The 25646-nt window shown below is 57.7% G+C and carries 26 protein-coding genes, 2 tRNA genes and 1 pseudogene; 17 read left to right on the top strand and 12 right to left on the bottom strand.

Annotation, left to right across the window (positions count from 1 at the left end; all coding sequences use genetic code 11):
• The first annotated feature begins 13 nt into the window (after positions 1-13).
• Both J2S31_RS10050 and J2S31_RS10055 read left to right on the top strand, forming a co-directional pair.
• Positions 14-268 carry a glutaredoxin family protein gene (locus tag J2S31_RS10050; protein ID WP_237098954.1) on the top strand — a complete coding sequence of 85 codons (255 nt, stop codon included), beginning with the start codon at positions 14-16 and terminating at the stop codon, positions 266-268.
• 61 nt (positions 269-329) lie between these two features.
• Positions 330-644 carry a 4a-hydroxytetrahydrobiopterin dehydratase gene (locus J2S31_RS10055; RefSeq protein ID WP_237098956.1) on the top strand — a complete coding sequence of 105 codons (315 nt, stop codon included), beginning with the start codon at positions 330-332 and terminating at the stop codon, positions 642-644.
• Positions 645-671: 27 nt separating this feature from the next.
• Here the strand turns inward: J2S31_RS10055 and lysA are convergent, their stop codons facing one another.
• Entirely contained in the window at positions 672-1913 is a 1242-nt protein-coding gene (lysA, locus tag J2S31_RS10060; RefSeq protein ID WP_237098957.1) for a diaminopimelate decarboxylase, read from the bottom strand.
• Positions 1914-2117: 204 nt separating this feature from the next.
• On the opposite strand from lysA, the gene speA reads away from it, so the two are divergent.
• Positions 2118-4022, top strand: a complete 1905-nt coding sequence (gene speA, locus J2S31_RS10065) for a biosynthetic arginine decarboxylase (RefSeq protein ID WP_237098962.1) — start codon at positions 2118-2120, stop codon at positions 4020-4022.
• Positions 4023-4028: 6 nt separating this feature from the next.
• Here speA and J2S31_RS10070 read toward each other — a convergent pair whose 3' ends face one another.
• The 3 genes from J2S31_RS10070 to rsmD are packed head-to-tail and all read right to left on the bottom strand — an operon-like array spanning position 4029 to position 6502.
• Positions 4029-4826, bottom strand: coding sequence for an inositol monophosphatase family protein (locus tag J2S31_RS10070; protein WP_237098963.1), 798 nt, complete (start codon positions 4824-4826; stop codon positions 4029-4031).
• The gene (gene mnmA / locus J2S31_RS10075; RefSeq protein ID WP_237098964.1) at positions 4823-5923 is read right to left on the bottom strand and encodes a tRNA 2-thiouridine(34) synthase MnmA; all 1101 of its coding nucleotides are present in this window, start codon (positions 5921-5923) and stop codon (positions 4823-4825) included. The genes J2S31_RS10070 and mnmA overlap by 4 nt, the downstream gene beginning before the upstream one ends.
• Positions 5924-5926: 3 nt before the next feature.
• Positions 5927-6502 (bottom strand): 16S rRNA (guanine(966)-N(2))-methyltransferase RsmD, encoded by a 576-nt coding sequence (gene rsmD, locus J2S31_RS10080; RefSeq protein WP_237098965.1) that lies wholly within the window; start codon positions 6500-6502, stop codon positions 5927-5929.
• Positions 6503-6657: 155 nt separating this feature from the next.
• On the opposite strand from rsmD, the gene J2S31_RS10085 reads away from it, so the two are divergent.
• The 5 genes from J2S31_RS10085 (at position 6658) to J2S31_RS10105 (ending at position 9173) form a co-directional block, all read left to right on the top strand.
• A tRNA-Gln gene (locus tag J2S31_RS10085) sits at positions 6658-6731 on the top strand.
• 27 nt (positions 6732-6758) lie between these two features.
• Entirely contained in the window at positions 6759-7250 is a 492-nt protein-coding gene (locus J2S31_RS10090; RefSeq protein WP_237098966.1) for a hypothetical protein, read from the top strand.
• A 6-nt stretch (positions 7251-7256) separates the two neighbouring features.
• A tRNA-Glu gene (locus J2S31_RS10095) sits at positions 7257-7328 on the top strand.
• A gap of 112 nt (positions 7329-7440) precedes the next feature.
• The gene (locus J2S31_RS10100) at positions 7441-8265 is read left to right on the top strand and encodes a dienelactone hydrolase family protein (RefSeq protein WP_237098967.1); all 825 of its coding nucleotides are present in this window, start codon (positions 7441-7443) and stop codon (positions 8263-8265) included.
• Positions 8266-8324: 59 nt separating this feature from the next.
• The gene (locus J2S31_RS10105; RefSeq protein ID WP_371831653.1) at positions 8325-9173 is read left to right on the top strand and encodes a pirin family protein; all 849 of its coding nucleotides are present in this window, start codon (positions 8325-8327) and stop codon (positions 9171-9173) included.
• A 6-nt stretch (positions 9174-9179) separates the two neighbouring features.
• Here the strand turns inward: J2S31_RS10105 and J2S31_RS10110 are convergent, their stop codons facing one another.
• The 5 genes and pseudogenes from J2S31_RS10110 to J2S31_RS10130 all read right to left on the bottom strand — a co-directional run bounded on the left by J2S31_RS10110 (position 9180) and on the right by J2S31_RS10130 (position 13181).
• Positions 9180-10004 carry a mechanosensitive ion channel family protein gene (locus J2S31_RS10110; protein ID WP_237098969.1) on the bottom strand — a complete coding sequence of 275 codons (825 nt, stop codon included), beginning with the start codon at positions 10002-10004 and terminating at the stop codon, positions 9180-9182.
• Positions 10005-10012: 8 nt separating this feature from the next.
• Positions 10013-11263 carry a hypothetical protein gene (locus J2S31_RS10115; RefSeq protein WP_237098970.1) on the bottom strand — a complete coding sequence of 417 codons (1251 nt, stop codon included), beginning with the start codon at positions 11261-11263 and terminating at the stop codon, positions 10013-10015.
• A gap of 123 nt (positions 11264-11386) precedes the next feature.
• Positions 11387-11788 carry a PGPGW domain-containing protein gene (locus J2S31_RS14630; RefSeq protein ID WP_336886604.1) on the bottom strand — a complete coding sequence of 134 codons (402 nt, stop codon included), beginning with the start codon at positions 11786-11788 and terminating at the stop codon, positions 11387-11389.
• Positions 11789-12706, bottom strand: a pseudogene (locus J2S31_RS10125) (TerC family protein); the annotation flags it as partial.
• Between the two features lie 157 nt (positions 12707-12863).
• Positions 12864-13181, bottom strand: coding sequence for a hypothetical protein (locus J2S31_RS10130; RefSeq protein ID WP_237098971.1), 318 nt, complete (start codon positions 13179-13181; stop codon positions 12864-12866).
• 217 nt (positions 13182-13398) lie between these two features.
• Between J2S31_RS10130 and J2S31_RS10135 the strand changes: the two genes are divergently transcribed.
• From J2S31_RS10135 to J2S31_RS10150, 4 genes are all read left to right on the top strand, one after another.
• Positions 13399-14172, top strand: a complete 774-nt coding sequence (locus J2S31_RS10135; RefSeq protein WP_237098972.1) for a tetratricopeptide repeat protein — start codon at positions 13399-13401, stop codon at positions 14170-14172.
• Between the two features lie 188 nt (positions 14173-14360).
• Complete coding sequence (locus J2S31_RS10140) at positions 14361-14561, top strand: hypothetical protein (protein ID WP_237098973.1); 201 nt, start codon at positions 14361-14363, stop codon at positions 14559-14561.
• Positions 14562-14787: 226 nt separating this feature from the next.
• Positions 14788-15819 (top strand): hypothetical protein, encoded by a 1032-nt coding sequence (locus tag J2S31_RS10145; protein ID WP_237098974.1) that lies wholly within the window; start codon positions 14788-14790, stop codon positions 15817-15819.
• Positions 15820-15833: 14 nt separating this feature from the next.
• Positions 15834-17225, top strand: coding sequence for a caspase family protein (locus J2S31_RS10150; RefSeq protein ID WP_237098975.1), 1392 nt, complete (start codon positions 15834-15836; stop codon positions 17223-17225).
• A 27-nt stretch (positions 17226-17252) separates the two neighbouring features.
• Here J2S31_RS10150 and J2S31_RS10155 read toward each other — a convergent pair whose 3' ends face one another.
• Positions 17253-19436: a CHASE2 domain-containing protein gene (locus J2S31_RS10155; protein ID WP_237098976.1), complete on the bottom strand. Its 2184-nt coding sequence runs from the start codon at positions 19434-19436 to the stop codon at positions 17253-17255.
• Complete coding sequence (locus J2S31_RS10160; RefSeq protein WP_237098977.1) at positions 19423-20037, bottom strand: hypothetical protein; 615 nt, start codon at positions 20035-20037, stop codon at positions 19423-19425. Before J2S31_RS10160 ends, J2S31_RS10155 begins: the two co-directional genes overlap by 14 nt.
• A 228-nt stretch (positions 20038-20265) precedes the next feature.
• Here J2S31_RS10160 and J2S31_RS10165 point away from each other — a divergent pair, with 228 nt between their 5' ends.
• The 5 genes from J2S31_RS10165 (at position 20266) to J2S31_RS10185 (ending at position 24550) form a co-directional block, all read left to right on the top strand.
• A complete protein-coding gene (locus tag J2S31_RS10165) occupies positions 20266-20796 on the top strand; it encodes a glycine cleavage system protein R (RefSeq protein ID WP_237098978.1) in 531 nt (176 codons plus the stop codon).
• 170 nt (positions 20797-20966) lie between these two features.
• The gene (locus J2S31_RS10170) at positions 20967-21593 is read left to right on the top strand and encodes a GspH/FimT family protein (protein ID WP_237098979.1); all 627 of its coding nucleotides are present in this window, start codon (positions 20967-20969) and stop codon (positions 21591-21593) included.
• A 361-nt stretch (positions 21594-21954) separates the two neighbouring features.
• A complete protein-coding gene (locus tag J2S31_RS10175) occupies positions 21955-22356 on the top strand; it encodes a type IV pilus modification PilV family protein (RefSeq protein ID WP_237098980.1) in 402 nt (133 codons plus the stop codon).
• Between the two features lie 14 nt (positions 22357-22370).
• Positions 22371-23216, top strand: coding sequence for a PilW family protein (locus tag J2S31_RS10180; protein ID WP_272908745.1), 846 nt, complete (start codon positions 22371-22373; stop codon positions 23214-23216).
• Positions 23213-24550, top strand: a complete 1338-nt coding sequence (locus tag J2S31_RS10185) for a hypothetical protein (RefSeq protein WP_237098982.1) — start codon at positions 23213-23215, stop codon at positions 24548-24550. The genes J2S31_RS10180 and J2S31_RS10185 overlap by 4 nt, the downstream gene beginning before the upstream one ends.
• A gap of 164 nt (positions 24551-24714) precedes the next feature.
• On the opposite strand, the gene J2S31_RS10190 is transcribed toward J2S31_RS10185, so the two are convergent.
• Positions 24715-25608 carry a DUF4124 domain-containing protein gene (locus J2S31_RS10190; protein ID WP_237098983.1) on the bottom strand — a complete coding sequence of 298 codons (894 nt, stop codon included), beginning with the start codon at positions 25606-25608 and terminating at the stop codon, positions 24715-24717.
• Between the last annotated feature and the right edge of the window lie 38 nt (positions 25609-25646).

Consider the following 25646-nt stretch of genomic DNA (forward strand, 5'->3'; position numbering starts at 1 on the left):
GGCGGACGGCGTTATGATCGAGATCGAAATTCTGACCAAGGCCGACTGCTGTCTGTGCGACGAGGCGAAAGAGGTGGTCGAGGCGGTGCTCGCCGACTACCCGGCGACGCTCACGCTCACGGACATCGAATCCGATGCCGCCCTGTTCGAGGCGTACAAGGAAAAGATTCCCGTGGTGCGGCTGAACGGCGAGGACAGTTTTATCTACAAAGTCCACCCCGTCACCCTGCGCAAGCGGCTGGAGGAAATCGACGGCGGTCAAAAATAATAAAGTTATCAAAAACAAAACTGAGACTTCACGGTCTTCTTGAATAGATGAGGAACGATTTATGGTACAGAAAACCGCGCTGACGGATGACGAGCTTCAGCAGAAACTGAAAGAGATGGCGCCGGAATGGAAGGTCGATAAAAACGAGAAGGGCCTGCCCTTCATCTACCGCGTGTACCGCGCCAAGGAGTATTTGAAAGGGATCGACTTCGTCCGCCAGGTGGCCGAGGAAGCGGAGAAGGAGAACCACCACCCCGACATCCTGATCCACTACAAACGCATCACCGTGCGTTACTGGACGCACACGGTCAGCGGCGTCACCCTGGCCGACGTCGAAATGGCCCAGCAGATCGACCCGCTGTTCGAGAAGGAGTGAGCTGGTCGCCGCAAGGTTGAATCGGTCTTAAACTTCTTCCTCTTCCTTCAGGATGTCGTCGAGGGTCTGGCGGCGGCGGGCGAGAATGCACTTGCCGCCGTCCACCATCACTTCCGGAAGCAGGGGCTGGGTGTTGTAGTTCGACGACATGACAAAGCCGTACGCCCCGGCACCCCCCACCACCATGATGTCGCCCGGGTTGGGCAAGGGCAGTTTGCGCGGCACGGGTTCCTCGTTTTCCTGCGTCAAGACATCGCCCGACTCGCACACCGGCCCGGCGACGATCACGTCCTGCTCCGGGCCCAGGTTGTCGCCCACAAACTGAATGGCGTGGTACGAGCCGTAGGCCATCGGCCGCAACAAATGACAGAAGCCGATGTTGCCCAGCACGTAGTCGAGGCGTTTGCCGTTTTCGTCGAGCGTGTGGTTGAGCGCCCGCACTTCGCCCAGCAGGTACCCGCTCCCGGCGACGAAGCGCCTTCCGGGCTCGATCTCACAGCGGATCTTGCGGCCGAAATGTTTTTCCAGAATGGCGAGGCGTTCCTCCAGGATGGGTTTGTAGGCGGAGACGTCGGCCTGCGGCTGGCCCTCGCGGTACTGGTACGGCAGGCCGCCGCCGAAATTGATCACCTCCACGTCGTCGAACTGCTTGGCGAACTCGACCAGCTTGCCGGTCAGGCGTTTCAGGTGCTCCATGTCGCCGCCGGAGCCGATGTGGATGTGCACGCCGTTGATGATGAGGCCGTATTCCTTCGCAATCGCCCGCGCCTCGTCGAGGCTCTGGTGCCAGATGCCGTGCTTGCTGTAGGGGCCGCCGGTGTTGGTCTTTTTCGAGTGGCCCGCGCCCTCGCCGGGGTTGATGCGGATGGACACCTTGTTCGATCCCTTGCCAAGCCGTTTCAGCGTCTGCCCGTACTCGCGGAGCATGCCCAGCGTGCCGCAGTTGGTGTACACGTTGTTCTCGATGCAGTACTCCGCGTCCGAGGCATGGAAGAACACGTCGCTGGTGAAGCACACTTCCGATGCGTCGAAGCCCGCACGCAGGGCGCGCTGGACTTCCATCACACTGACGGCGTCGATCTGGATGCCCTGCTTCTTCATCTCCTGCAGGATGACGCGGTTCGATTCCGCCTTCATGGCGTAGCGCACCACCGGCGCGAGGGTCTTGATCTCCGCAATGGCGGCGCGCAGGGTTTTCAGGCTGTACACGTACACCGGGGTGCCGTACTGCCGGGCGATGTCGCGGACGTCCACATCTTCGATTTTCATGCTCTCTCCTGAAAGGCTGTTACCATGAGATTGGGAAACGAGGTTCGGCTTTTATAGCACAAATCCCCTACCCGCCAAAACCGCTTTTGACCACGGCACGGACTGCACGGCCGTTTTCTGTTTGACATCGTCCGGCAGTCTCTTTTAAAACTGAACCATACACTCATTTTCGCAAGAACGCTCACCAGGGGACACCGATCCGGAATGCAGAAATGGACCATTGAAAAATCGAAGGAATTGTACAACATCGACGGATGGGGGTGCGGCTACTTCGGCATCAACGAAAAAGGCCACATCACCGTCCGTCCGGACCAGGCCAACGAACACACGGTCGATCTGAAACTGCTGGTGGACGACATCAAGGCCAAGGGCTATTCCCTGCCGGTGCTGATCCGCTTCTCCGACATCCTCAAGTCCAGCATCGCCAAGCTGGCCCATGCGTTCAAGAAGGCCGCCGCCGACCACAACTACACCGGCGAGTACCACGGCGTGTACCCGATCAAGGTCAACCAGCAGAGGCAGGTCGTGGAGGAGATCGTGAAGTTCGGCCGCGACCACAACATCGGGCTTGAGGCGGGGTCGAAGCCGGAACTCCACGCCATCCTCGCCATCATGGACAACCCCCAGGCCCTGCTCATCTGCAACGGTTACAAGGACGAGTCGTTCATCCGCCTGGCGCTGATGGGGCAGAAGCTGGGCAAGCGCGTGTTCATCGTGGTCGAGCGCCTGTCGGAGCTCAACATGACCCTTCGTGTGGCGAAGGAGCTCGGCATCACGCCGAACATCGGCCTGCGTATCAAGCTGTTTTCCGCCGGCGCCGGACGCTGGGCGTCTTCCGGCGGCGAGTACTCGAAATTCGGCCTGAGCCCGATGGAAACCGTTGAGGCGGTGGAGATCGCCCGCAAAGCGGGAGCGCTCGATTCCATCCAGCTCATCCACTTCCACCTCGGCAGTCAGATCACCAACATCCGCCGCATCAAAAACAGCCTGAAAGAGGTCGGCCGGTATTATTCCGAACTGATGAAGATGGGTTGCAACCTGAAGTTCATCGATGTCGGCGGCGGGCTGGGCGTGGACTACGACGGCTCGAAATCGACCTTCGCTTCCAGCACCAACTACACCGTGCAGGAGTACGCCAACGACGTCATCTACCACCTTTCGGAAATCTGCGAGACGGAAGACCTGCCGCACCCGAACATCATCTCGGAATCCGGCCGCGCCATGACGGCGTACCACTCCATCCTTGTGTTCAACGTGCTGGAGGTGGCCTCGTTTCCGGACTCGGATCACGATTTCCAGATCGATGACGACGCGCCGAGCGTGGTGCAGGAGTTGCACTACGTCCTCGAGCAGGCGTCGAACAAGAACATCACCGAGTCCTGGCACGACGCGCTGGACCTCAAGGACCAGTCGCAGAACCAGTTTTCGCTGGGGATGATCTCGCTCAAGGACAAGGCCATCGCCGACAAGCTGTTCTGGGTCATCTGCCGCAAGATCCAGGACCTGGCGTCGCGCCTCAAGTACATGCCGGACGAACTCAAGACGCTCAACCAGCGGCTCGCCGACAAATACTTCTGCAACTTCTCCGTATTCCAGTCGCTTCCCGACTCGTGGGCGATCGACCAGGTGTTTCCCATCGTGCCCCTGCAACGCCTTGACGAGCACCCTTCGCGCGAGGCGACGCTGATGGACCTGACCTGCGACTCCGACGGGTTGATCGACACCTTCATCGGCAACCACAACATGGAACGCACCCTGCCCCTGCACCCGGTGAACAGCGATCCGTACCGCATCGGCATCTTCCTCACCGGCGCGTACCAGGAAATCCTGGGCGACCTGCACAACCTGTTCGGCGACACCAACACGGTGCACGTGTCATTGAAAAAGGACGGCACGCTCAAGTACGAACAGATCATCGAGGGGGAAGACGTCACCGACGTGCTCGACTACGTGCAGTTCCGCGCGGAAGAGCTGGCGGGGCGCATGGCGGGCTTCCTGTTCCACAGCGTGCAGAACGGAACACTCAGTCAGCAGGAGGCGGATCAGTTTCTCCACCTGTACAAGGAAGGCCTGTCCGGCTACACCTACCTCATCAAACCGGACAAGTAACCGGCTTCACTTCATCAGCGTACCGCGGCTATTGCCTTTTTTGAGGACGGCGATCATGGCGTCGTGGATGAGTCCATTCGACGTCAGGATCTCGCGGTCGCCGTATTGAAACGGCGTGCCGTCGAAACGTGTCACCCGGCCGCCCGCTTCCTGCAGGATCAACACCCCCGCCGCGTAGTCCCAGGTATTTAACTTCAATTCCCAGAACCCCTCAAATCGCCCCATCGCCGTGTAGCACAGGTCGAGCGCGGCCGAGCCGGCGCGGCGCACCGCCTGGCAGGCACCGATGAAATTGATGAAGTGGTCGAGGTTGTTGTGCGTCGCGGTGTGGATATCGTAGGCGAAACCCGTCACCAGCAGGCTTTGCTTGAGGTTGGCGAGGGGCGAGACGGCGATGGGTTTGCCGTTCATCGTCGCCCCCTTCCCTTTTTCCGCGACGAACAACTCGTCGAGGCTGGGGTTGTACACCACACCCACCACGGTTTCATCTGCGTGGCGATAGGCAATGGACACGCAGTAGCACGGGTAGCCATGCGCGTAGTTGATGGTGCCGTCGAGGGGATCGATCACCCACTGGTGATCGGCGTGGCCGACCGTCTCCCCGGACTCTTCCGCCAGCACGGCGTGGCCGGGAAAGGCTTTGTGGATGCGGTCGATGATTTCTTTTTCGCAGAGAAGATCGACTTCGGTGACGGGGTTGATGTCGCCCTTGTAGCGGATTTCACCGATGCAGTCGGCGCGCTCGCGTTGAATGCGACCCGCCGCCTGCGCCGCCTCCACGGCAACCTGCAGGGGGGATGTCATTCGATCCATCCTCCACCGACGATGCAGTCGTCATTGTAAAACACAGCGGACTGGCCCGGTGTGATGGCGGGCTGGGGATGTTCCAGTTGGATGCGCGCGCGCTCGCCCGGAAGCGGCGTCACCACGCAGGCCACCGGCTGGTGGCGGTAACGGATCTGCGCCTCGGCTTCGAACGCCTCGCAGTGATCCAACTGCCACGTCACGCCGCTCACCGTGAATTCCTCGCGGAACAGGTCGTTCTTCGGCCCCACCACCACCTCGTTGCTGACCGTGTCGATGGCGGTCACGTAGTATGGTTCCGGCAGGCCACCCAGGTTGAGTCCCTTGCGCTGGCCGATGGTGTAGGCGGGATACCCCTTGTGCGTGCCCAGCACATCGCCGTCGGCGTTGACGATGTTTCCGGGACGAAACAGCGCCGCGTCCACTTCACTCTCAATGAACTTGGCGTAATCGTTGTCGGGGATGAAACAGATCTCGTGCGATTCCGCCTTGCCCGCCACATTCAAGCGGTACTTTTCGGCAAGGCCGCGCACTTCTTTCTTCTCCATGTCGCCCAGCGGAAACACGAGACGCGACAACTGCTCCTGCGACAGGTTGAACAGGAAATAACTCTGGTCCTTCGACGCATCGCGTCCGCGCCTGACGGTGTAGCGTCCGTTTGCGTCCTTCACCACCGAGGCGTAGTGGCCGGTGGCAATGTAATCGTAACCGTACGCCTCCGCCTTGCGCATCAGTTCGTCGAACTTGAGCTTCTTGTTGCAGGCGGTGCAGGGAATGGGCGTGCGGCCCTTCAGGTATTCATCGACGAAGTAATCGACCACGCCTTCGCGGAATTCTTTTTCCAGGTTGAGGATGTAGAACGGGATGCCGATCCGCTCCGCCACGCGGCGGGCGTCGCCCAGGTCATCCAGCGAACAGCAGGTGCCGAAGCGGTTGTCCGTGTCCCAGCTGTAATTCCACAACTGGAGCGAGATGCCGACCAGGTCGAATCCCTGCTCCTTCAGCAGGGCCGCGGCGACGGAACTGTCCACCCCGCCGCTCATGGCGACGACAACCTTGCTGTCGGTGCCGATCTCAACTGCCTGCGATTCCGTCATGGATCAACCGTCTTCCAAATAAAAAAAAGACAAACAGGTGTCGCCTGTCCGCCGGGTTTCACGTTTTTTCAGTCTAACATAGTTTTCGGCGAGGGCGGTTTTGTGAAAATGCTCGGCCACCACCTCCGCCTCCGGGGCAAGGATTCCGGATTCCGCCAGCGCTTTAAGCGTTTCCCCGTACAGATCCGCGTCGAACGGCGGGTCCACGTACACCCAGTCGAAGACCTCGCCCTGGCGGGCGAGGCGGTCGATGGCCTGCCGGGCTGTGGTGGCCAGCAGGGTCCAACCCGCCGCATCGGCGTCCGGCCCCGTCAGACGGCATTTTTGCAGGTTGTTTTGCAGGAGATCGCGCACCCGCGGGTTGGATTCCACGAACACCACCCGCTGGGCGCCGCGGCTCAGGGCTTCGATGCCCACCGCGCCGGTACCGGCGAACAGATCCAGCACCCGCGCACCCTCGATGCCGCCGCCGACGATGTTGAACAGGGATTCCCGCACCCGGTCCAGCGTGGGGCGCAGAGTCAGCCCTTTCAGCGGATTCAGCCGCGTGCCTTTCAGGCCGCCGCCGATCACCCGCACAGCGGCCGCCCCGGCATCGACGCCATTTCGTTAAAAATATGAAAAATCAATCCATCCTCCCATTGACCCGGAAACCACAGGTGTTTTAATATTGTACCCCGTTTGTCAAATCACCTTGAAACCGGAAGACTTAACACATAAAATAGACTCAACGCTCGGGTATCGTCTAATGGTAGGACGTCAGATTCTGGCTCTGAAGGTTGAGGTTCGAATCCTTGTACCCGAGCCATTTTTTTATTTTTTACAGGAGGAGTGAATGGCGGCCAGCAGTATCTATCGCAACCCTTTCCTGCTCGGATTGTGCGCCCCGGCTTACAACCTGGTAGGGACGGTGGCCGTGGTCAGCGACTTCCTTCTGTTCACCATGTTCATTTTCGCCACGCTCGGCATTCTGGGTGCGTACGTGACAGACTTCCACATCCTGTCCGGCCTGTATCCCAACGAGCTGATGCACAAGACGGCGGTGGCGTCCCTGCTGGGCATCGTGTTCGGCCTCATCATGTGGGCCGTCAACATGTTGTTCACCGGCCCCGCCGCCGAGACGAATCCCACCCCGGTTTCCCCTGCCGGAAAGTTTTTCATCACCTGGGTGGTGATGGGCGTGCCTTCGTACTTCATGATGGTGTACCTGGTCAGCCGCCTCAACAAGCGCGACCTGGAAGCGGAAGAGCGCATCCGGCAGGAGAAAAAGAAACAGCGAAAAGGCAGTGGTCCGCCCCTGATCAACAGGGACGGCGGCGGTATCTGATAGCGTGGCCCCATCGTCTAGCGGTTAGGACGCCGGCCTCTCACGCCGGAAACAGGGGTTCGATTCCCCTTGGGGCTACTCCTTCCCTTCCACAGGGAAGGAACCCGGTTTGCACCAAGCCATCCCTTTTCCTTCCCCACGGTCTTCGGGGACGATGGCCTTCAACCCTCTCTTCTGGAGGCAAGATAACGTGTTCCGATCCCAAACTCAACGTTTCCTGAAAACGATTTCATTTGCCACGCTCACGCTGGCCTGCCTGCTGGTCGCCCCGCCCGCTTACGCGGACATCCAGACCAGGGAGATCACTCACAAACTGGGCGGCGTCGAGCTGAAAGCCTTCATCGCTTACGACGACGCAGTCGAGGGCAAGCGCCCCGGCATCCTCGTCGTGCATGAATGGTGGGGCCACAATGAACACGCCCGGAACCGCGCGCGCATGCTGGCGGAGCTGGGCTACACCGCTTTGGCGCTCGATATGTACGGCGACGGCAAGCTGGCCGACCATCCCAAAAAAGCGGGTGAGTTCATGAACGCCGCGTTCAAGGACTGGGAAGGCAGTCAGGCGAAATTCAACCGCGCCATGGAAATCCTGAAGTCGGAGCCGACGGTGGATGCGGAGCGCATCGGCGCCATCGGCTTCTGTTTTGGCGGCGCAGTGTCCCTCCGCATGGCGCGCGGCGGTGCGGACCTCGACGGCGTGGTCGCCTTCCACAGCGCCCTGCCGGATCAGCCGCCGGTGAGCAAGGGCGATATCAAGGCGTCGATCCTCGTCATCAACGGCTCGGAGGACGGCTTTCTTCCCGCCGACCGGGTGGCCGGGTTCATGAAGGAAATGTTCGAGGCCAACGCAGACGTGACCTACATCAACCTGAAAGGCGTGAAGCACAGCTACACCAACCCGCAGGCCGATGAGTTTCGCCAGAAGTTCAACATCGACAGCCTGGTTTACAACAAACAGGCGGACGAACGCGCCTGGAAATCCATGCAGGTGTTTTTCGAACGGGTGTTTCGATGATACTCTATTAACGAGAGGGGGCTGGCTTTCATTCATGCGAAGGAGGCATCATGGCCCAATTGAAACAGATCGAGGAAGTTTTAAACATACCCGCACAACACTGGGTGGGCGACGGGTTTCCCGTGCGCACCCTGTTCACTTACGACAACTACGGCGAAGCGTTGAGCCCGTTTCTGCTGTTCGACTTCGCCGGCCCCATGGAGTTCCCGCCTGCCTCCAGGCCGCGCGGCGTGGGCCAGCACCCGCACCGTGGATTCGAAACCGTCACCATCGTCTATGAAGGCGAGGTGGACCATAAGGACCTCGCAGGCAACAGCGGCCACCTCAAGCCCGGCGACGTGCAATGGATGACCGCCGCCTCCGGCATCGTGCATCAGGAATTCCATTCCCAATCTTTCACCGAACAAGGCGGCACGTTCCACGCCGTGCAGTTGTGGGTCAACCTGCCCGCAAAGGACAAAATGTCACCGCCGCGTTACCAGGATATCCCCTCGTCACGCATTCCAACCGTTGCGGTGAACGGCGGGAAGCTTCGCGTCATTGCCGGGGAGTACGACGGAACACGCGGCCCCGCGCTCACCTTCACGCCGATCAATATCTGGGACATCACCATCCCGGCGGGAGGGAAGATGGAATTGACCGTCCCTTCCGGTCACAACACGGCGGTGGTGCCGGTGACGGGCTCGGTGGAACTCAACCAAAACAAAACCGCGAAGACCGCCCAACTGGTGAGATTCACCCGCGAAGGCAAGGCCGTTCATCTATCCGCACAGGGAGAGGCGCGCCTGCTGTTGCTTTCCGGTGAGCCCATTGCCGAACCCATAGCCGGACAAGGTCCCTTTGTGATGAACACGGAAGCGGAACTGGTGCAGGCTTTCGACGACTACCGCAAGGGGTTGATGGGGTGAGTTTGCCTACCCCGAGGCCAAGAAGGCATCCTGCCCGGCCTGCCCCGGGGTCAGGGCAAACCGGACATTGCGTTCGATCAGCGCGGTCTTGCCGCGAACGGTGAGGTCGGTGATGAACCGAAACTGGTGGCGGGGATCGACGGCATACGCCTTCAGGCGGTAATGCGTGCCCCACGGTTTTTCCTGCACCACCACCGAAACAGGCAGATCGAAATACAGGTAAGGACTGGTCAGCGCCACGTCGTGCAGGACCTGCCGGATCTCCGCGGCATCGTGTTGGGGATGCAGGTAAAAATGCACCACACATTGCAGGTGCGGCGTGCCGTTGTTGGCATTGGAGATCAACTCGGTCCACAACTTCTGGTGCGGAATATACACCGCCGTGTCGTCCGCGGTGACGATCCGCACCGTGCGCACCCCTACGTGCGTCACCTCTCCATACACTCCGTTCACCTCGATCCAGTCCCCGTTTCGGTACAACCGTTCGCCCACCGCCACCACGCCGGCAACCAGACTGCTCGCGTAATCCTTAAGCGCAAATCCCAGCACCAGTCCAATGGAACCCAGCACCGCGATCATGTTTTGCAGGGACGGCTCAATGACAAGGGGAACGCTCAGGATGAATGCCCCAAGGATGAATACCAGCCGCAACAGTGGCGCCATGGCCAGCAGGAACAACCGGGGTTTGCCGTGCAGGCGGTTGGCCACCCAGGGCAGGAGGTTCTGCGTGATCAGGATGAGCACGACCGCTCCGGCCACGATCACAACCAGCTCAATCATCACAACCGTATCGAGCGTCTTGAATACTTGAGACATTTGTTCTTTATCCATCACTCGCCTCAAAACCCATCCAGCAGATAATCCCGCGCGCTCAGATATTCCCGTACAGCGGAATAACCCAGAGCGGTCACTTTCCAGCGCCCCGCCTCCTCGCACACCGCACCCGTTGCCTGCAGGCGGCGCAACAAAGACGCAATGCGGAATTCCGGAATCGATAACAATTCGGTTAGAAGAACCGTGGTCAACCCGTTATGAAGAAGCAGGGCATGCAACACAAAGGCCACGCTTTCGTCCTTCTCCACGGGCAGAGTCAATTCCTCCGGCATCTGGGCCATCCAGACAGACTCTTCCTTCGCACTCTGACCCACCTCGGTTCCATCTTTCTCTTCCACAGCCGGCGTTTCTTCTTCATCCGGCTCGGCCCGCAACCGTCGGCTCCAATAAGCGAGGGCCATTCCAAAATTTCCCCGGCACCGGGCGGCCAGTTGGTTCAACTCCGAGCTGATTTCGCTTTCCTGTTCCGGTGGCGAACACAAAATGGTTTTCCCTGTTTTAGCATTCAGGAAACGCACACAGTTGTTGTGGCCTCCCGCATCTCTCTTGCTTGTAAACAGGCGTGCCAACCGTTCGCCGTCGAATGCCTGCAGGGTCAGGGGACTCCATTGAGGAGGAGGGCTGACGCGTTTCAGATAAGCCCAGCCCCAGCTGTCACAGCCGATGAGGCCGCGACCCAGCCTGCCGGAGGCCGCCCATTCCAGAAACCGGCGGACCAGTTCCAGTCCATTGGCATGCCGCAGAAAACAGTGTTCGAGATGCGGCAGGACCCAAAGCCGATCGATGTTGGGCCATTCGCCCAGCCAGTGCGGATCGGCATTCAGGATTTGCTCCGGTGTCGGCGCTTCGACCCAAAGCGCATCGTGGCGGTCGGTCCACTGGCGCAACAGGTCTTCCTGTCCGGTATGGGGTTGGAACAGAACAAACTGAACGGGAACTTCGTGAGCACGCAGTTCCAGCCAATCTTCCAGTTCCGCGTCCAGGGCCCCGACCATTTCTTTCCAATCGATGGGCGGAACCAAATGGCGCAGGCGCACTTCCGGGAGCGTTTTCAGCTCGACCTCGGCCTTGAACGGGCTGTCGCCGTTATCCCCGTTTTTCACAAAAAGCTGTTTGAAGGCGGTCCACTTGCGGAGGGCGGTACTGGTGACGGCGGTGACAGGCGGGGTGTAGTCGTCGGGCCGAACGAACTCCCAGAGCGGGGTAAGGTTTGCCTGACTATCGGTGGGCGTCGAAACCGAAGTGTCCTGGGTCATGGGCACCGCCTGTCGATGAAAAGTGACTGCACTCGTGCGTAATGTATCTTAGCCCAGGCTTGACGTATTTGAAACCATTTCCCCTTTCATCGACTGCCATTGCGAAAGTCGGCCCCAACCCAGTCACTCGCCCTTGTCCGCATTCCGCTTCAGCATTCGCGGCAGTTTTTCCATCAAAGCGCTCGACTTGTTACGAAACTTTTTCAACAACCAGCGCGCCCACGCAAACTCCGTCGCCAGGATGGCGAGTCCCGCCGGAATGACGAGGATCGCCGGGCCCGGCAGAATGATCATCACAATCCCCGTCAGCAAAACCGTGATGCCCACAAGGATGACGAACAGGCGCAGGACGCCGTCGTACGTCCAGCCCACCAGTTGCTGCAGGTTCCTGGCGACGGGAGAGACCAGGGGCGCGGTGTCGCGATGGGCACCCAGTACCGAGGCCACAGCTCCCACGGCCAGAATGCCGACGATCACCGCCAGCGACACCAGGTTCGGGATCGGGTGCACATGCGATAACATCATCTTCACTCCAATAAACGCCAGCAGAAACGTGAGGCTCATTTTCATGTAGCGGAACTTTTCCAGCAATTCCGCCAGCGCAAAATACAACGAACGCAATCCCAGGATGGCGAAAATGTTGGACGTGAACACGATGAAGGGGTCGTGCGTGACTGCAAAGATGGCGGGGATGGAGTCCACCGCAAACAGCAAATCGGAGCTTTCCACCAGCACCAGCGTGAGAAACAGCGGCGTGGCCATCCATCATCCCTCGCGTTTAATCAAAAACCGGTCGCCTTCGAAGTCGGTGGTTACGGGCAGTTTCTTTTTGGCGAAGCGGATGATCGGGTTCTTTTCGGGGTTCAGGTTGTCGTGACGCGCGATCAGCATCTTGACCGCGGTCCACAGCAACAGCAGGCCGAACACGTACACGATCCAGTCGAAGCGCTGGATCAGAACCGTGCCGAGACCGATCATCAGTCCGCGAAGCACCAAGGCTCCCAAGATGCCCCAGAACAGCACCCGGTGCTGGTAACGCAGGGGGACTTTGAAGTAGGTGAAGATGAGTGCGATGACAAAAACGTTATCCAGGCTGAGCGATTTTTCCAGCAGGTAGCCGACAAAAAACTGAAGCGTCGCCTGCGCGCCCGTTTTCTGGTAACGGAGATCGGTTCCGACTCCCAGCCACTGGTATTCGTACAAAAAATATACCAGCACATTGAAAACCAGTGCGCAGGACACCCAAACCCCTGTCCAGAACAAGGCTTCCTGAATATTGATTTCATGCGTATCCCGGTGAAACACCCCGAGATCGAGCGCAAGCATCAAAATAATAAACAACACGAAAATCGCGTACACCCAGAACACCAACAACTCCTGACTTTGGGAAAATTTATCTAAAATTTGAACTGCAGAATCATAAATCCGGGGCAATGGATCCATGAAAAGGAAGGAAGTCCACTCCGTTTCAATCAGGATAAAGAAATCAGAAAACGAAAAGAAGAGGGAAATCGAAACAATCACTCAGGAGTCCGGGAGGTCCGCACTCCCATGGGGAAGAAAAACTTTTCCTGCGCCGGGCGCTTCCGCCGCTTTCCCGTTACCGGGCAAAATTCAATATGATTTCCAGCTGGATGTCCCCTTGCCTTACCTCATCAACGGGTCCCAGCACAGGATTTCCCCTTGTTTTTAATGACTTTTTTTGCAATGTTCCAGCAATCCGATATAATTGATGCAGGTTTTTTACGGAATTCGCTTCCAAAAGATCCTGGGGGAAAAAGGGAGTCATGTCCAAAGAGCCCGACAACAGAAAGAAGCCTGACAAACCAAATACCAATCCGCCTCCCCGACGTCCTCCGGCGGGGCAAGCTCCACCCAACACCCCCCGCGCTGGCGGCACGCCCAAACCGGCGCCCAAAGGAACTCCCCAAAAACCACCGCCCCAGAAAAGCCCGGCCCGGACATCGGCGCAGAGTCCTCAAACCCGTCCCCCCGCTCCAGGCAAACCGACGCCTCCCGTATCCCCCGCGATCAATTCCACTCCGCAATCCGGAGCAGCCGCACCTTCACCCAAAACCAGGCAATCGACCCTCATCCTTGCCACCGTGTTTCTGGTTGTGGTCACCGGCGCGGCCATGTTTCTCGATTATCTGCCAAACCCATTCCGGCCCAAGGCCGATTACAACGCGGCAGTGACCGCGTACACGTCGGGCGACTTCAAAACCGCCATGGCGCATTTCAAGACCCTCGCCAAGCGCGGCAACGCCGAGGCGATGTGGTACGTCGCCGACATGTACCGCTATGGACGCGGCGTGGAGAGGGACCTCCAAACCGCCGTAGACTGGTTCCGAAAAGCCGCCGATAAAAATCAACCCTGGGCGTTGTTCGAGATCGGCTGGTTTTATAAAAACGGTACGGGAGGTTACAAACGAGACAGCCACACCGCCCTCGAATGGTTTGAAAAATCCGGCAAGGGCGGTTACGCATTGGGTCAGTATTACGCCGCCAAGGCGTATATGGAAGGCATCGGCACCGAAAAGGACCTCAACAAGGCGCGTGAGTGGCTCATCCTCGCGGCGGATCAAAGTCACATTGATTCGCAGGCGATTCTGGGCGACATGTATTACCACGGGAAAAGCGTGGCGATCGACGATAAAAAGGCACATACCTATCTGCAACCCGCCGCCGAGCGCGGGCAACCCCTGGCCCAGATGGACCTTGCCATGATGTATGAAAACGGTGACGTGGTGAAAAGGGATCTTGTGCAGGCGTACCAGTGGTATTCCCTGGCCGCGGCCAAGGGCAACAAGGACGCCCAGCGCAGTCTGGAATTCATCACCCCCCGCATCAAAACCTCGGAGAAGCAGAAAGCCGACTCCTGGGTGGCCAGTTGGAAACCCCGTTCCTGATCCCCCTTCTTCCCGCCGGCTATCCGTAAAGTTTTTTTCCGCCGGGCCTTGCCCCCTTCTCTTTTCAGTTTTATTTTTTTCTACCCGGCTGGGAGACTCCTTCTCCCAAGGTGCACTCGGTTGCCTGAACACGGGTCCATAATGAAAATCATTTTATCGTCCCAACTTCACTCAGGAGGCCATTGCCTATGACCGCAACCATGGAAAATGAAAAGTTTGCCGACAACCTGTATTCGGTGGGCACGGAGGACCCCGGCCGTCGGCACGTTCCCGACACCCGCATTTCCGCCGACGCTCATTCGAACCAGCCCGCACCCCCTCTCGATCCGGATCAGCAGGAGATCGTCCGCGAGCTCCAGCTCTACCGCTACGGCGCATATTATTCCTGATGAATCCCGTCTCCCCCACCGGCCCGTGAAGACGCGGAACATTTCCGCTCCCACGGGCCATTTTCTTTTTGCCCTTACCTGCGAAATTTCAATTTATTTCGGCTTTGCATTGGACTTGATTCCGGTCCTGCCGACTTCCTCCTCAACCACCCATCCATAAAACAGTTCAAATTTTCAGCCAAGCCGTTATCCTGAATAATTGAGATGACAAAACGGGGAGCGTTTGATGGATTGGGGTTATACGGCCCACGTCATTCTGGCCAATTCGTCCAGCGAAGTCCGGGTCGACCTGGAACTCGTCATGTACACGGTGATGGGGTTCTTCGCCGGGATTTATTTTTTCTTTAAAGGATTCCGCGACCTCAAAACCAAGAGGACGGTGGAGGACATCCCCACCTCCCGCATCGCCACCGGCGCCGTGGGCACGGATGTCGAAATTTCCGGAAAAATCGTGTGCGATGACGACCGCCTGCTGACCGCGCCATTGAGCGGCGACCCCTGCGTGTTTTACGCGCTGGAAATCGAAAAGCTGGTGCGGAGCCGCAACTCCACGCGCTGGGTGACGATCGACACTCTCCACTCCGACGAAGGGTTTTATGTGGAAGACGGCAGTGGCGCCAACGCGCTGGTCTTCGCCGAAGGCGCGCAGATCATCCAGAAAGGCAAAGGATTCGTCCAGCACCTGGACCGTTACCTGCGCGACGAGGTGCGGCAACGCTTCAGACAGGCCGTGGCGGACAACCGGACGGAACTCAAAAAATTCGATACGGGCGATGCGGACAACACCTCCGGAAAATACCGCGTGACCGAAAAGAAATTCATGGCGGGCGAAACCGTTTACATTCTCGGCTTCGCAGACTCGGGACTGAAACTCGCGGCGCAGCGCAAACTCGATTTCAAAACCTTTCTCAAAGCCAGGAAGCTGGTGCTCAAGCACCCAAAGCTGATAAAACGGTTCGACCGCGATGAAGACGGCGCGCTCAATCCCGACGAGTTGGAATGGGGAGCGAAGGTGATCGGCCAGCGCATGGTGGACAAGTACAATCGCGACCAGTTCGCCAAACTGTACTCCAACACCAAAATGGTTTTCAAAAAGGCGCAACCTTCGTTGTTCCTCATCAGCAACCGTAAAGAAGAGGAGGTGCTGGATCACCTCACCCTGCACACGCGGTTGAAGCTGTTCGGCGGCCCGGCGCTCAGCATCGGCTGTGCCGCCTACCTGATTACGATCTACGAAGACATATTGAAATTTTTCTAAGGGAGTCTTGGGGCATGAAATCCATTTCCATTATCCCGGCCCTGCTGGCCGGATTCTTTACCGTGGCCCTGGCATTGCCTTCACTTACATTAGCTGAAGAACGCGGCATTCGCATTGTGCCCATCGAAGATGCAGAAGGCACTCAAGTGGGGCTGTACAAGGAAAGTCACGCCCTGATCATTGGCGTCAGCGATTACACCGCGGGCTGGCCGGATTTGCCCGGCGTCACCAAGGACGTGAACCTGGTGAAGGGTGCGCTGGAGAAGCAGGGGTTCAACGTGGTCGTGGTCATGAACCCGGACCACGAAGGAATGCAGAAAGCCTTCAACGATTTCATCAACCGCTACGGCCACGGCGTGGACAACCGCCTGCTGTTTTATTTCGCCGGGCACGGTCACACTCTCAAGCTGGCCTACGGCGGCGACATGGGTTACATCGTCCCTGCGGACACGCCCAATCCCAACCGTGACCGGCAGGGGTTCCTGGCGCGCGCGATGGACATGGAACGCATCGAGGTGTACGCCAAGCGCATCGAGTCCAAGCACGCACTGTTCCTTTTCGACAGTTGCTTTTCCGGATCGATCTTCGCTCTCTCCCGCGCGGTGCCGGAGAACATCAGTTACAAAACCAGCCAGCCGGTACGGCAGTTCGTGACCGCAGGAAGCGCGGAAGAAACGGTGCCGGACGAAAGTATTTTCCGCGACCAGTTCATCGCCGCGTTGAATGGTGAAGGCGATTCCGACGGCGACGGCTACCTGACGGGCGTGGAACTGGGCGAGTTCCTGCAGGCCAAGGTGGTGAATTACTCACAGGGATCCCAGCATCCGCAGTACGGACGCATCCGCAACCCTTTTCTGGACAAGGGCGACTTTGTGTTCCGGCTGGACCCGAAACCGCCGGAAGCGGCACCGGAGACGATGAGTACGGAAACTGAGTTGAGTGAACTGGAAGCGACCATCGCCCGCCTGCAATCGGAAAACGTACGGCTGGAAAAAGAAAACACCAGATTGCAGGAAGACAACCCGACGCCCGCACCCGCCCTGACGGAAACGGACCACAACGACACCTCCAAAAACCCGGAGCTCATCGGCGTCACCGCCCTTCAACGCGCACACAATGCGATCCAACTGAAACGGTATGCCACCGCCCTGCGTATTCTGAAAGTGCAGGCGGCACGCGGGGAAACGCTGGCCCAGATGATGCTGGCGCGGATGTACGTGGAAGCCTGGGGGACGCGGCGCAACGTGGTGGAGGCCTACAAATGGATGTTGCTCGCCTCGTACAAAAGCCCCGCCGCCAAAAACGCGCTTGAGAAACTGGAAAAACACATGACGCGCAAACAGATCCGGCGTGCACGGTTATGGGTGAAATCGCGGGTGAACAAACTCCGCCGCGACCGGCGCTGACTGGAGTTAACTGAAGGGCAGTTTTTTTTATTTGAAGTCGAGCGCCGTCGAACCGTCCCAGTCCGCGGGCAAGCGATCCGCATCCAGCCGGTCGATGCGGTTGATCATGTTCAGGCAGGGGGCATCGTCGGGACGCAGTTTCAACGCACGGTTGAAGCATTCAACGGCTTTTGCAAACTCCCGTTGCAGGTACAACGCAAATCCTTCCTCATACAACCGGTAATATTCGGTATCGTTTTCCGTAACGGGCTTCACCTCCAGCCCGTACACTTCGAAGATCCGCACCGGTTCGTTTTTGCCTTTGACCTTGATGATGTCGAGCGGCCGCACCCGGAACACCTCCGGTGTGAGCAGTTTGTACGTTTTTTCCGAGATGATGACCTGTGTGCGGTACAACTTGTTCACCCCTTCGAGACGGGAAGCGAGGTTGACCGAGTCGCCGATCACGGTGTAATCGAACACCTGGTCCGACCCCAGGTTGCCCGCGACGAGTTGTCCCGTGTGGATACCGATGCGGCAGTTCACCTGCACGCGGCCCTGCTTTTTCCATTCCGCGTTCAGATTGCGTAGTGCCACCTGCATGGATAGCGCGGCCCGCACCGCCTGGTCCGCGTGGTTGGGATGAGCCAGCGGGATGCCGAATTCCGCCATGATGCCGTCACCCAGGTACTTGTCGATGATGCCGCCGTTTTCGATGACGACGCGCGTCATCTCCGTCAGGTATTCGTTGAGGAGGGAAGCCAGGTGCGGCGGCGGCATGGTCTCGGAGACGGTGGTGAACCCTTCCAGATCGGAGAACAGCACCGTCGCCTCCCGCTCCTCACCGCCGAGACGCAGGAGGTCCGGATTCTCCAGAAGCTGTTCCACCACCTGCGACGGCACATAGCGCGAAAACGCCGTGCGGATGAATGCGCCGTGCCGTGCCAGCGACACCTGCAATCCCACCACCAGGCCGACAAACACCACCAGGCAGGCGGCGGTGGCGGAGGTGACCGGAAACAGGGAGAAGCGCGTGAACTGCCACCACGCTAAAGCCAGAACCGCGGCAAAGGCCGCCGCCCCCGTCACGTAATACACCCACAGCTTGCGGAAACACGCCGCCAACCCGACCAGCAGGCTGAACGCCACCATTACCACATACACCTGCCCGTTCGTCCAGCGATCATAGAACCGGTTTTCGAGCAGGCCGTTCAATACCGACGCATGCACGGCAATGAGCGGCACGTTTTCTTCCAGCGGGGTCTGGCCGATGTCGCTGATGCCCTGCGACACATCGCCCAGCATCACGAACCGTCCACCGAAAAACTCGCTCAGGTTGCCCTGCATGTCCTCATCGGCGAACAACTCGCGCAGACGCGTGACCGCCACCTTGGGGAAATCGTTTTCCCAGGTTCCCGAGTACGGCACGTACACCTGACCGCGTTCGTCTATGGGCACGGAGACGTCCTCATCCAGCAGGCTTCCCTTCAGTGCGGGAATGGTGAGCGCCCGGCCCCACTCGATGCGGACGCTGTCGAATGGCACGCGCACGTAGTCGAGATACATCCGAAGCGGCATGGAAGGGAAAAAACGGTCATCCAGTTTGAGGACAAGGGGAAAATGGCGGTACACCCCGTCCGAATCGTTCTGTGCGTTGATGTGGCCGGTGCCGCGCGCCTTTTCGGCGAACAGGTCGTTTTGCAGGATCGGCTGATCGCCATAAAAAGGAATGCCGCCGCCCTTTTCATCCAGCGTTGCGGTGATTTTATCGCCTTGCCTTGCGTAAACCGTGCCGGGGTCCCATTGAAAGGGTTGAGGAGAGTGGGAAAGGTGAAACGCGATGGGGAGGTAGGCGGTGCGCAGGCGGCGGAGCGAACGGGCGAATTTTTTATCGTCCTCCGCCTCCCCTTCACGGGCGAAGATGATATCAAACATGACCGCCTGCGGGCCGAGCATGGACAGGATGCGGTTGACCCGCGCCATGTACCCGCGGTCCAGCGCGTTTTTTCCGAAGTCCTCGTAGGCGTCGTCGGTGATCAGCAGGTACAGCAGGCGCGGCGAGGCCGCCGGCCCCCGGCCCTCCTCCAGCGCGCGTTTGTGGAACCGGTCGAGAACCTGGAAATCCCAACTGGTCCACACCGTTCCCCGCATCAGCCAGAATCCAAGCAGGGCCAGCACCAGTCCCGCATTCAGCAGGACGATGAGTTTTAAAAACTTTTTACTCCGCAACATCAAACACGAAGCGTTTGATCAGAACGGTTTGGCCGGTGAACGTGAGCAGGTCTTCTTTCAGTTGATCTTCCGACATGTCCATACTGCGCACCGCTCCGGCCATGGAAATCGGCTTTTTCATTTTCTCAGCAATGTCCATCCCGCCCTTTTCATACAGGCCGGCGGCCAGTTTTTCCCACTGGTCATGGGAGGCCTGCCTGCCCGAAAAACCCTTTTCCATGTCCTCCAACGGAGCCGGACTGCACACCACCCAAAACGCCTCCTGCGGCTTACTGCCATCGACCTGGAAGAAGTTGTCGCCGGCAGGCAGTTTCAACACCGATTCTCCCGGCACCTTTTCATGCAGGAGCAACTGCGCCTTTTCGTAATTCGAGTAGATCACATAAACGTGCAGGTCGGAGCGGGGGATCACCACGATGCGCAGTTTGTCCTGGGCCGTGATGTTGTCGCGGGCCCGAGCCCAGAAAGAGTCATCATCACTCCGGATTTCAATCGCGATTTTGGCGCGCACCCTGTCATCGTCACTGACGGCATTTTCAACAAACAGAAAGAATGCCGCCAATACGATCAATCCCGCCGAAACCAGTTTGGTCGTTTTCATAAGTCCTCTTATGTGGTGGACAAAAAATCCTTGGGTGTATATCATGCACCCTTTTTGTATTCTAAAGCTAAACTCCCGAATTCAAAACCGCGTTTTCCACCTTGACCAAGGTTCCGAAAAGCTAACCCTCGTCAAGGGAGTGATTTATCGAGGCGTTTTGCTTTACAGCGAATATATTTTCTGAAACAATGAGTTAGAGATCAATCCAAGGGGCGCAGGGAAAATCCTATGGAAAACTGGTTCATGCTTTCGATGGTGGGGAAAGACCAACCGGGCATTGTTGCCCGTTTGAGCGCATCTTTATGCAGAGCGGGATGCAACCTGGGCGAGTCCTCCATGGCCGCGCTCAGCGACAACTTCACCATCATGATGATGGTTCACTGGGAAGGCAGCCAGGAAGACCTGATTGAGGTGATCAAACCCATCAGTGACAACCTGGGACTCACGTTCAACATCCATCCCGTTCCCGGAAAACTGGAACACCACCGCCAGCCCGACATCCGCGTCAGCATCTATGCCGAAGACCGCAAGGGCATTGTGGAGGACGTCACCACCGCGCTCGCCGATGCCGGCCTCAACATCCTGCATCTGGATTCCAACTTCGACGACGAACCGGGATCGTCCAAACCGACCTTCTACCTGCATATCGAAGGCACCCTGTCGAAAGGAATCAAACCCGTGGAAAGAGCTCTCGACATCCTCTGCGAAGAAAAGCGGATGAACATCCAACTCATCCCGGTCAACCCCGGCATAAAGTGATCCCCCTGCACAAGGACGGCTTCCCCCTTGTCTGAAAGTCCCGAGACCACAGGAAAACCCTTCCGTTTCACCCACTTTCTGTTAAAATAGAATAACTCTAACTTTTTCAATCGCCTTTATATTCTGAGAATCGGAACCTTTTCCTTCTAACTAAAAGGGAGACGTGCAGGATGGCCATCCGCCAACCCCCTTTCAACCGTGCCAAGCCTCAGCGGGAACAGGAAGCCGGCCCGCAAAAAGAACTGCCGATTGCGGAAATCGTGACCGGTGTGGTGATTGTGCTCATCCTGGTTTTCATGGGCCTCCCGAAGCTCATCAACTGGTGGCGCGGCGTCGAGGCCAACCAGGAAGTCGTGACCTTCTACGACCGGCTGGTGATGGCACAAAACACGGCGGTGGAAAAACGCAAGCCCGTTTCCGTTGTGTTTTTTCCAGACAGGAATGCTTTCAGCGTTCATGAAGACACCAACGGCAACGACGCCGTGGATGCAGGCGAGTTTCACGAGGAATTCGGACTGGGCGAGCACCTGCAATATTACGGTGGCTCATTGCCGGACCTGAAAAACGTCTGGAACGGGGAACCCGTCGGTGACCGGGCGGTTCATCTGTTTGGTGGCGGAACCCGGCTGACCTTCAACCCATTGGGCCAGACCAGCGACAACGGCGCAGTGTACCTCATCCCCAAATGGGATGTGGGAATCACCGCAAAAAACATGCGCGCCCTAAAATTCCTCAAGACCTCCGGTGAAATCCGGGTGCTGCATCATACCGGCCAGGACGACGTCCCCTGGAAATAACCCGCCTCCCTGCAACGCAACCAAACAACTATAACTTTTTAAAATTTAAAGGTTTATATTAAAATGGAGAGATCCCGCATTCCAGAACGCCGTTTCTTTCCATGTACGAAATGTCTGATATTGTGAACGGATTCCGGACAAAATTTGTCATTATCAACTAGGATTGCCGATATTTTAGATTTGCCGTCTGTTTTGATAAAATTTTTTAGACCTTGAAAATCAGTTTTTTCAGGGGATATGGAATATGCGGATGCTGAAATGAACCGAAAACGGCTCAAAAATTGCTTCCTATAGTTAGGAACTTTAAAAATGAGAGCCGAAGACGCGAACGAGGTTTATAATTTTATCCATCGGGGGAGTCATGGAACCTCGCGAAAACCACACAAATAATGAATCCGGCTTCACGTTGATCGAGCTGTTGATCGGCATGGCCATCCTGGTGATGGGCCTGCTCACGGTCAACTTTTTTCTCGGCAACCTTCTGAATAAAAGCGGCCACCTGGAATCGGCCACGCTCGCCACCACTCTTGCCGCGGAAAGACTGGAAGATCTCAAGAGCCAAGCTTTGACCACGACCTTGACCAACGCCAACAACGGCTCGGACAATCTGGATGCCGATGGAAACCCCGGGGGCTCCAAGTTCACTCGCACCTGGACCATTTCCGGCACATCGGACCAGACGGACATTGTGGTTACCGTCAGTTGGGAGCGTTCTGGAGTCACTGAATCCCGGACCCTGCAAACCCGGCTCAACCAGGATTAAACATAGAGGCGATAATGCGTACATGGACCCGATATAGTCGAAACCAACAGGGCTTTTCGATGATCGAGTTGATCATCGTCATGGGCCTCACTACTGTTCTGATGGGTACGGCGATCTACACCTTCATGAAGCAGGAAAAGGTGATCCGCACCGAACAGTCCGCCACCCAGATCCGCGCCGCGGGACGCAATGGCATCAATGAACTGGCCAAGGAACTGCGGCGCATCGGCTATGGCATGCCGCGCGGCCACGGGTTGTACAGCGTGGGTACCAACTACGTTTTTTGGTGGTGCAATACCGACAACGCCACCACCCCCGTGACGTCGGATGTAGCCATATCCGACACAACCATAGATGTCCAGAATTCCAATCTAATGAAAACGAGTACCGGGGGATATGGTTACCTGATGCTCCGTACCATCAAGCAGACCGACCAGTGGAACATGGTCCGCTTCGTTAGTTCCAATGTCGCCGGAACCCGGGTCACCCTTTCAATGTATCCGAACCAGGCCTTTTCCGTCGCCACGGAAACCGTTCAACTCAGCAAAATGAAGTACCAGCGGATCACCCACGACGCCACCAACAACCTCATCCTGTTTTACGACGACTCCAGCCCGGTGGTGCCTTTGGTCCACAATGTCAAATCCGTCAACTTCACTTACTACAACTCCGCCGGCGCTACCGTGACCGTTCCTTTGACCAACTCCGGGTGGACCAGCTCCGTGGGCAACGCCACCGGATCGAATAACATTCACACCATCCGCCGGATCGGCATCGAACTGGTGATGGAAGACCCGGACGATTTTGCAAAAGATATCACTCTTAAAACCGATGTTAACTTGAGGAACATGGGATCATGATTACTTCAAACAAACACCAGGCACACAGCATTACAGGGAGCATCGGGGAACCCCAGTCCCACCGGAACGAATCCGGGGCGGTGCTGGTGGTTGTTCTCCTGATGATGGTCGTCTTGATCGGGCTCATTCCGGCCGCCATCAACATGACCCGTAACGATTACACGCGCACCGCGAACTACCAGGAATCCAAGGAAGCGTTCTACATTTCCGAGGCGGGCGTGCAGGAAGCTATCCGGCTTGCCAAGACCCTGGACCGGGACACCATCCTGAACACCAATGGCGGCCTGCTGGAACCCAGTGGCACCGTCGTTTCCTATAATGGCGCCAACTACAACGAATACAGCTATGCGGGTGGAACGTACAAGATCCGCGTGGACGACAACATCGATCCGGACGACCCCTCACCTCCAGGTGGAGACCAAACCAAAGTCGATACGGACAAGGTGCTGGTCATCACTGCTGTGGGTACGTCCGACAACGGCGTCGAAAAAACCATTCGCGCCAATCTGTACAAGTTCGATATTCCGCCGTCCACATTTCCTTCGGCGCTGACCATGATCGGCCCGCTGTCCGCCATCAACATTTCCGGTAACTCGTTCGGCATCAACGGCGCCGACTCTCCGGGCGGCAACGGACTCGACCTGAACGGCAATCCAGACCCGAGTTGTACCGGCAAGTCCGCAGTGGCATTCGAGTCCGGGGGACCGATCACTGAGGTCACCAACATGTCCAACTGCGCCACCGCCGCCACCGACACCTGCGTCGAGGTGCCCAACAGCAACCCCAACAACAACGACGGCAACTACGTCGGCGTCAATTCCAGCTCACGGGATTTCGTCACCGACCAGACCACGTTTTCCAGCGCCGATGGTACGGAACTGCATTCCCTGTTGACCGCAGACAACGACAATGACGGCACCCCGGATCTGGTTACCAATTATTACTCGGGCAACCAGCAGTTCGCCGGCGGCACCTACGGCACCGACACCGATCCGACCATCACCTATGTGACCGGCGATCTGAAGACCTCCGGCAACCTGACGGGAAGCGGCATCCTGATCGTGGACGGAAACCTGACCATTGCCGGTGACATGGAGTGGAACGGCATCATACTGGTCGGCGCCTGCACCACCTGTAGCAGCACCGCGACCGACACCATGGGTGTGGGTTCCGGCACCATCAACGGCGCCCTGCTGGTGGGCAACGGCACCCAGGCACAGGCCGATATCCGCGGTAACTTTCAGATCAATTACAGTTGCCAGGGCATCGACCTCGCCAACGCCGTGCTGAACGACAACGTCAGCCTGATCGACTGGTTCGAAGTCGGAGCCTGATCAACACAACAACCGATCCCATGTAAACAAAAAGGGCGGCCCGCGGGCCGCCCTTTTTTATTGCTCTTCAGTCACCTGCCGCCTCTGCCGCGACACGTCTGGTTGAGATGAGGTGGAGATCATCAGGAGGTTTCCCTCCCTTGCCAGCCGGGAAGTCGAACCCCTTACATTCCGGGAGGCGGGGGAACCTGGCCGCTTGCTTCCGGTTTTTCTTTCCCCACTTCCTCGACCTTGATGGAAGAGGGGCGAGTTTGCTTCGCAATCTCTTCTTCCTGTTCGATGACTTTCTGCATTTCCGAAACCATCTTATCGCCGACCTTGGCTTTTTCCAGTTCCTTGGTCAGAGTTTTGACAAACCCGTCCTTGGCGATGAGGGCGCTTTTCAAACGCCGCTCCATATCCTCCAGCCGCTGAAGGTAATCACCGCCTCCCACCTTGGTTTCCTTGTCCGCTTTGGCTTCATCCATCAAATGAAATTTCACCTGTTCCAGCACGGGAACGGATTTCGCGGTTTCGCTGATTTCGATTTTCTTGATCAATTCCTCTTTGCGCGGCAGGTGCTTGTGGACCAGCATGATGAAGAACCGCCCCTCGTCCTTGTCGAACTTCGCCGCACGGATCCAGCGCCGGTACACGGCATTTTCGTAATCGAGGTAGTCGCGGGTTTCCACCAGAAGTTTTGCCAGTTCCGGGTCGATGGTCGGACCGGCCTCTTCCCCTTCGCCGCCGCCTTCCTTACCGCTCTCTTCTTCCTTCCCGGCTCCTTCTTTTTTAGATCCTTCACCGGAGGCGATGGACTGACCTTCCCCCATGCCGGTGGTCAGTTTGGCCTGCTGGATGCCTTCCTGCGCAAACATATCTACCAGGGGCGGAACCTTGTCTTTGATCTGGTCCCGGTACTGCACCGGGATGGCCGAACGGTAATCGCTGTAGTGCACCATACCCGCATCATCGATCCAGCGGAACACCTCCGCTTCGGCGGACGCCGGAACCAATGCCAGGATCCCCACACCCAGAAGCACCGATTTTTTGAAACAATTCAAAATGGTCTCTCTCACGGTTCAATTCTCCCATCAAGCCGGATTCCTCCGTTCCG

It is taken from the genome of Nitrospina gracilis Nb-211 (assembly GCF_021845525.1).
In the GTDB taxonomy this organism is placed as follows: domain Bacteria; phylum Nitrospinota; class Nitrospinia; order Nitrospinales; family Nitrospinaceae; genus Nitrospina; species Nitrospina gracilis_A.

What these genes read in the sequence shown, in the direction of transcription:
- J2S31_RS14630 (WP_336886604.1), bottom strand. Translation starts at nt 11,788, where the DNA reads ATGATGTTATCGCATGTGCACCCGATCCCGAACCTGGTGTCGCTGGCG.
- J2S31_RS10090 (WP_237098966.1), top strand. Translation starts at nt 6,759, where the DNA reads ATGGCGGCCAGCAGTATCTATCGCAACCCTTTCCTGCTCGGATTGTGC.
- J2S31_RS10050 (WP_237098954.1), top strand. Translation starts at nt 14, where the DNA reads ATGATCGAGATCGAAATTCTGACCAAGGCCGACTGCTGTCTGTGCGAC.
- J2S31_RS10135 (WP_237098972.1), top strand. Translation starts at nt 13,399, where the DNA reads ATGTTTCTCGATTATCTGCCAAACCCATTCCGGCCCAAGGCCGATTAC.
- J2S31_RS10055 (WP_237098956.1), top strand. Translation starts at nt 330, where the DNA reads ATGGTACAGAAAACCGCGCTGACGGATGACGAGCTTCAGCAGAAACTG.
- J2S31_RS10160 (WP_237098977.1), bottom strand. Translation starts at nt 20,037, where the DNA reads ATGAAAACGACCAAACTGGTTTCGGCGGGATTGATCGTATTGGCGGCA.
- J2S31_RS10180 (WP_272908745.1), top strand. Translation starts at nt 22,371, where the DNA reads ATGCGTACATGGACCCGATATAGTCGAAACCAACAGGGCTTTTCGATG.
- J2S31_RS10110 (WP_237098969.1), bottom strand. Translation starts at nt 10,004, where the DNA reads ATGGATAAAGAACAAATGTCTCAAGTATTCAAGACGCTCGATACGGTT.
- J2S31_RS10115 (WP_237098970.1), bottom strand. Translation starts at nt 11,263, where the DNA reads ATGACCCAGGACACTTCGGTTTCGACGCCCACCGATAGTCAGGCAAAC.
- J2S31_RS10145 (WP_237098974.1), top strand. Translation starts at nt 14,788, where the DNA reads ATGGATTGGGGTTATACGGCCCACGTCATTCTGGCCAATTCGTCCAGC.
- J2S31_RS10070 (WP_237098963.1), bottom strand. Translation starts at nt 4,826, where the DNA reads ATGACATCCCCCCTGCAGGTTGCCGTGGAGGCGGCGCAGGCGGCGGGT.
- J2S31_RS10185 (WP_237098982.1), top strand. Translation starts at nt 23,213, where the DNA reads ATGATTACTTCAAACAAACACCAGGCACACAGCATTACAGGGAGCATC.
- J2S31_RS10155 (WP_237098976.1), bottom strand. Translation starts at nt 19,436, where the DNA reads ATGTTGCGGAGTAAAAAGTTTTTAAAACTCATCGTCCTGCTGAATGCG.
- J2S31_RS10150 (WP_237098975.1), top strand. Translation starts at nt 15,834, where the DNA reads ATGAAATCCATTTCCATTATCCCGGCCCTGCTGGCCGGATTCTTTACC.
- lysA (WP_237098957.1), bottom strand. Translation starts at nt 1,913, where the DNA reads ATGAAAATCGAAGATGTGGACGTCCGCGACATCGCCCGGCAGTACGGC.
- J2S31_RS10165 (WP_237098978.1), top strand. Translation starts at nt 20,266, where the DNA reads ATGGAAAACTGGTTCATGCTTTCGATGGTGGGGAAAGACCAACCGGGC.
- speA (WP_237098962.1), top strand. Translation starts at nt 2,118, where the DNA reads ATGCAGAAATGGACCATTGAAAAATCGAAGGAATTGTACAACATCGAC.
- J2S31_RS10140 (WP_237098973.1), top strand. Translation starts at nt 14,361, where the DNA reads ATGACCGCAACCATGGAAAATGAAAAGTTTGCCGACAACCTGTATTCG.
- J2S31_RS10170 (WP_237098979.1), top strand. Translation starts at nt 20,967, where the DNA reads ATGGCCATCCGCCAACCCCCTTTCAACCGTGCCAAGCCTCAGCGGGAA.
- J2S31_RS10175 (WP_237098980.1), top strand. Translation starts at nt 21,955, where the DNA reads ATGGAACCTCGCGAAAACCACACAAATAATGAATCCGGCTTCACGTTG.
- mnmA (WP_237098964.1), bottom strand. Translation starts at nt 5,923, where the DNA reads ATGACGGAATCGCAGGCAGTTGAGATCGGCACCGACAGCAAGGTTGTC.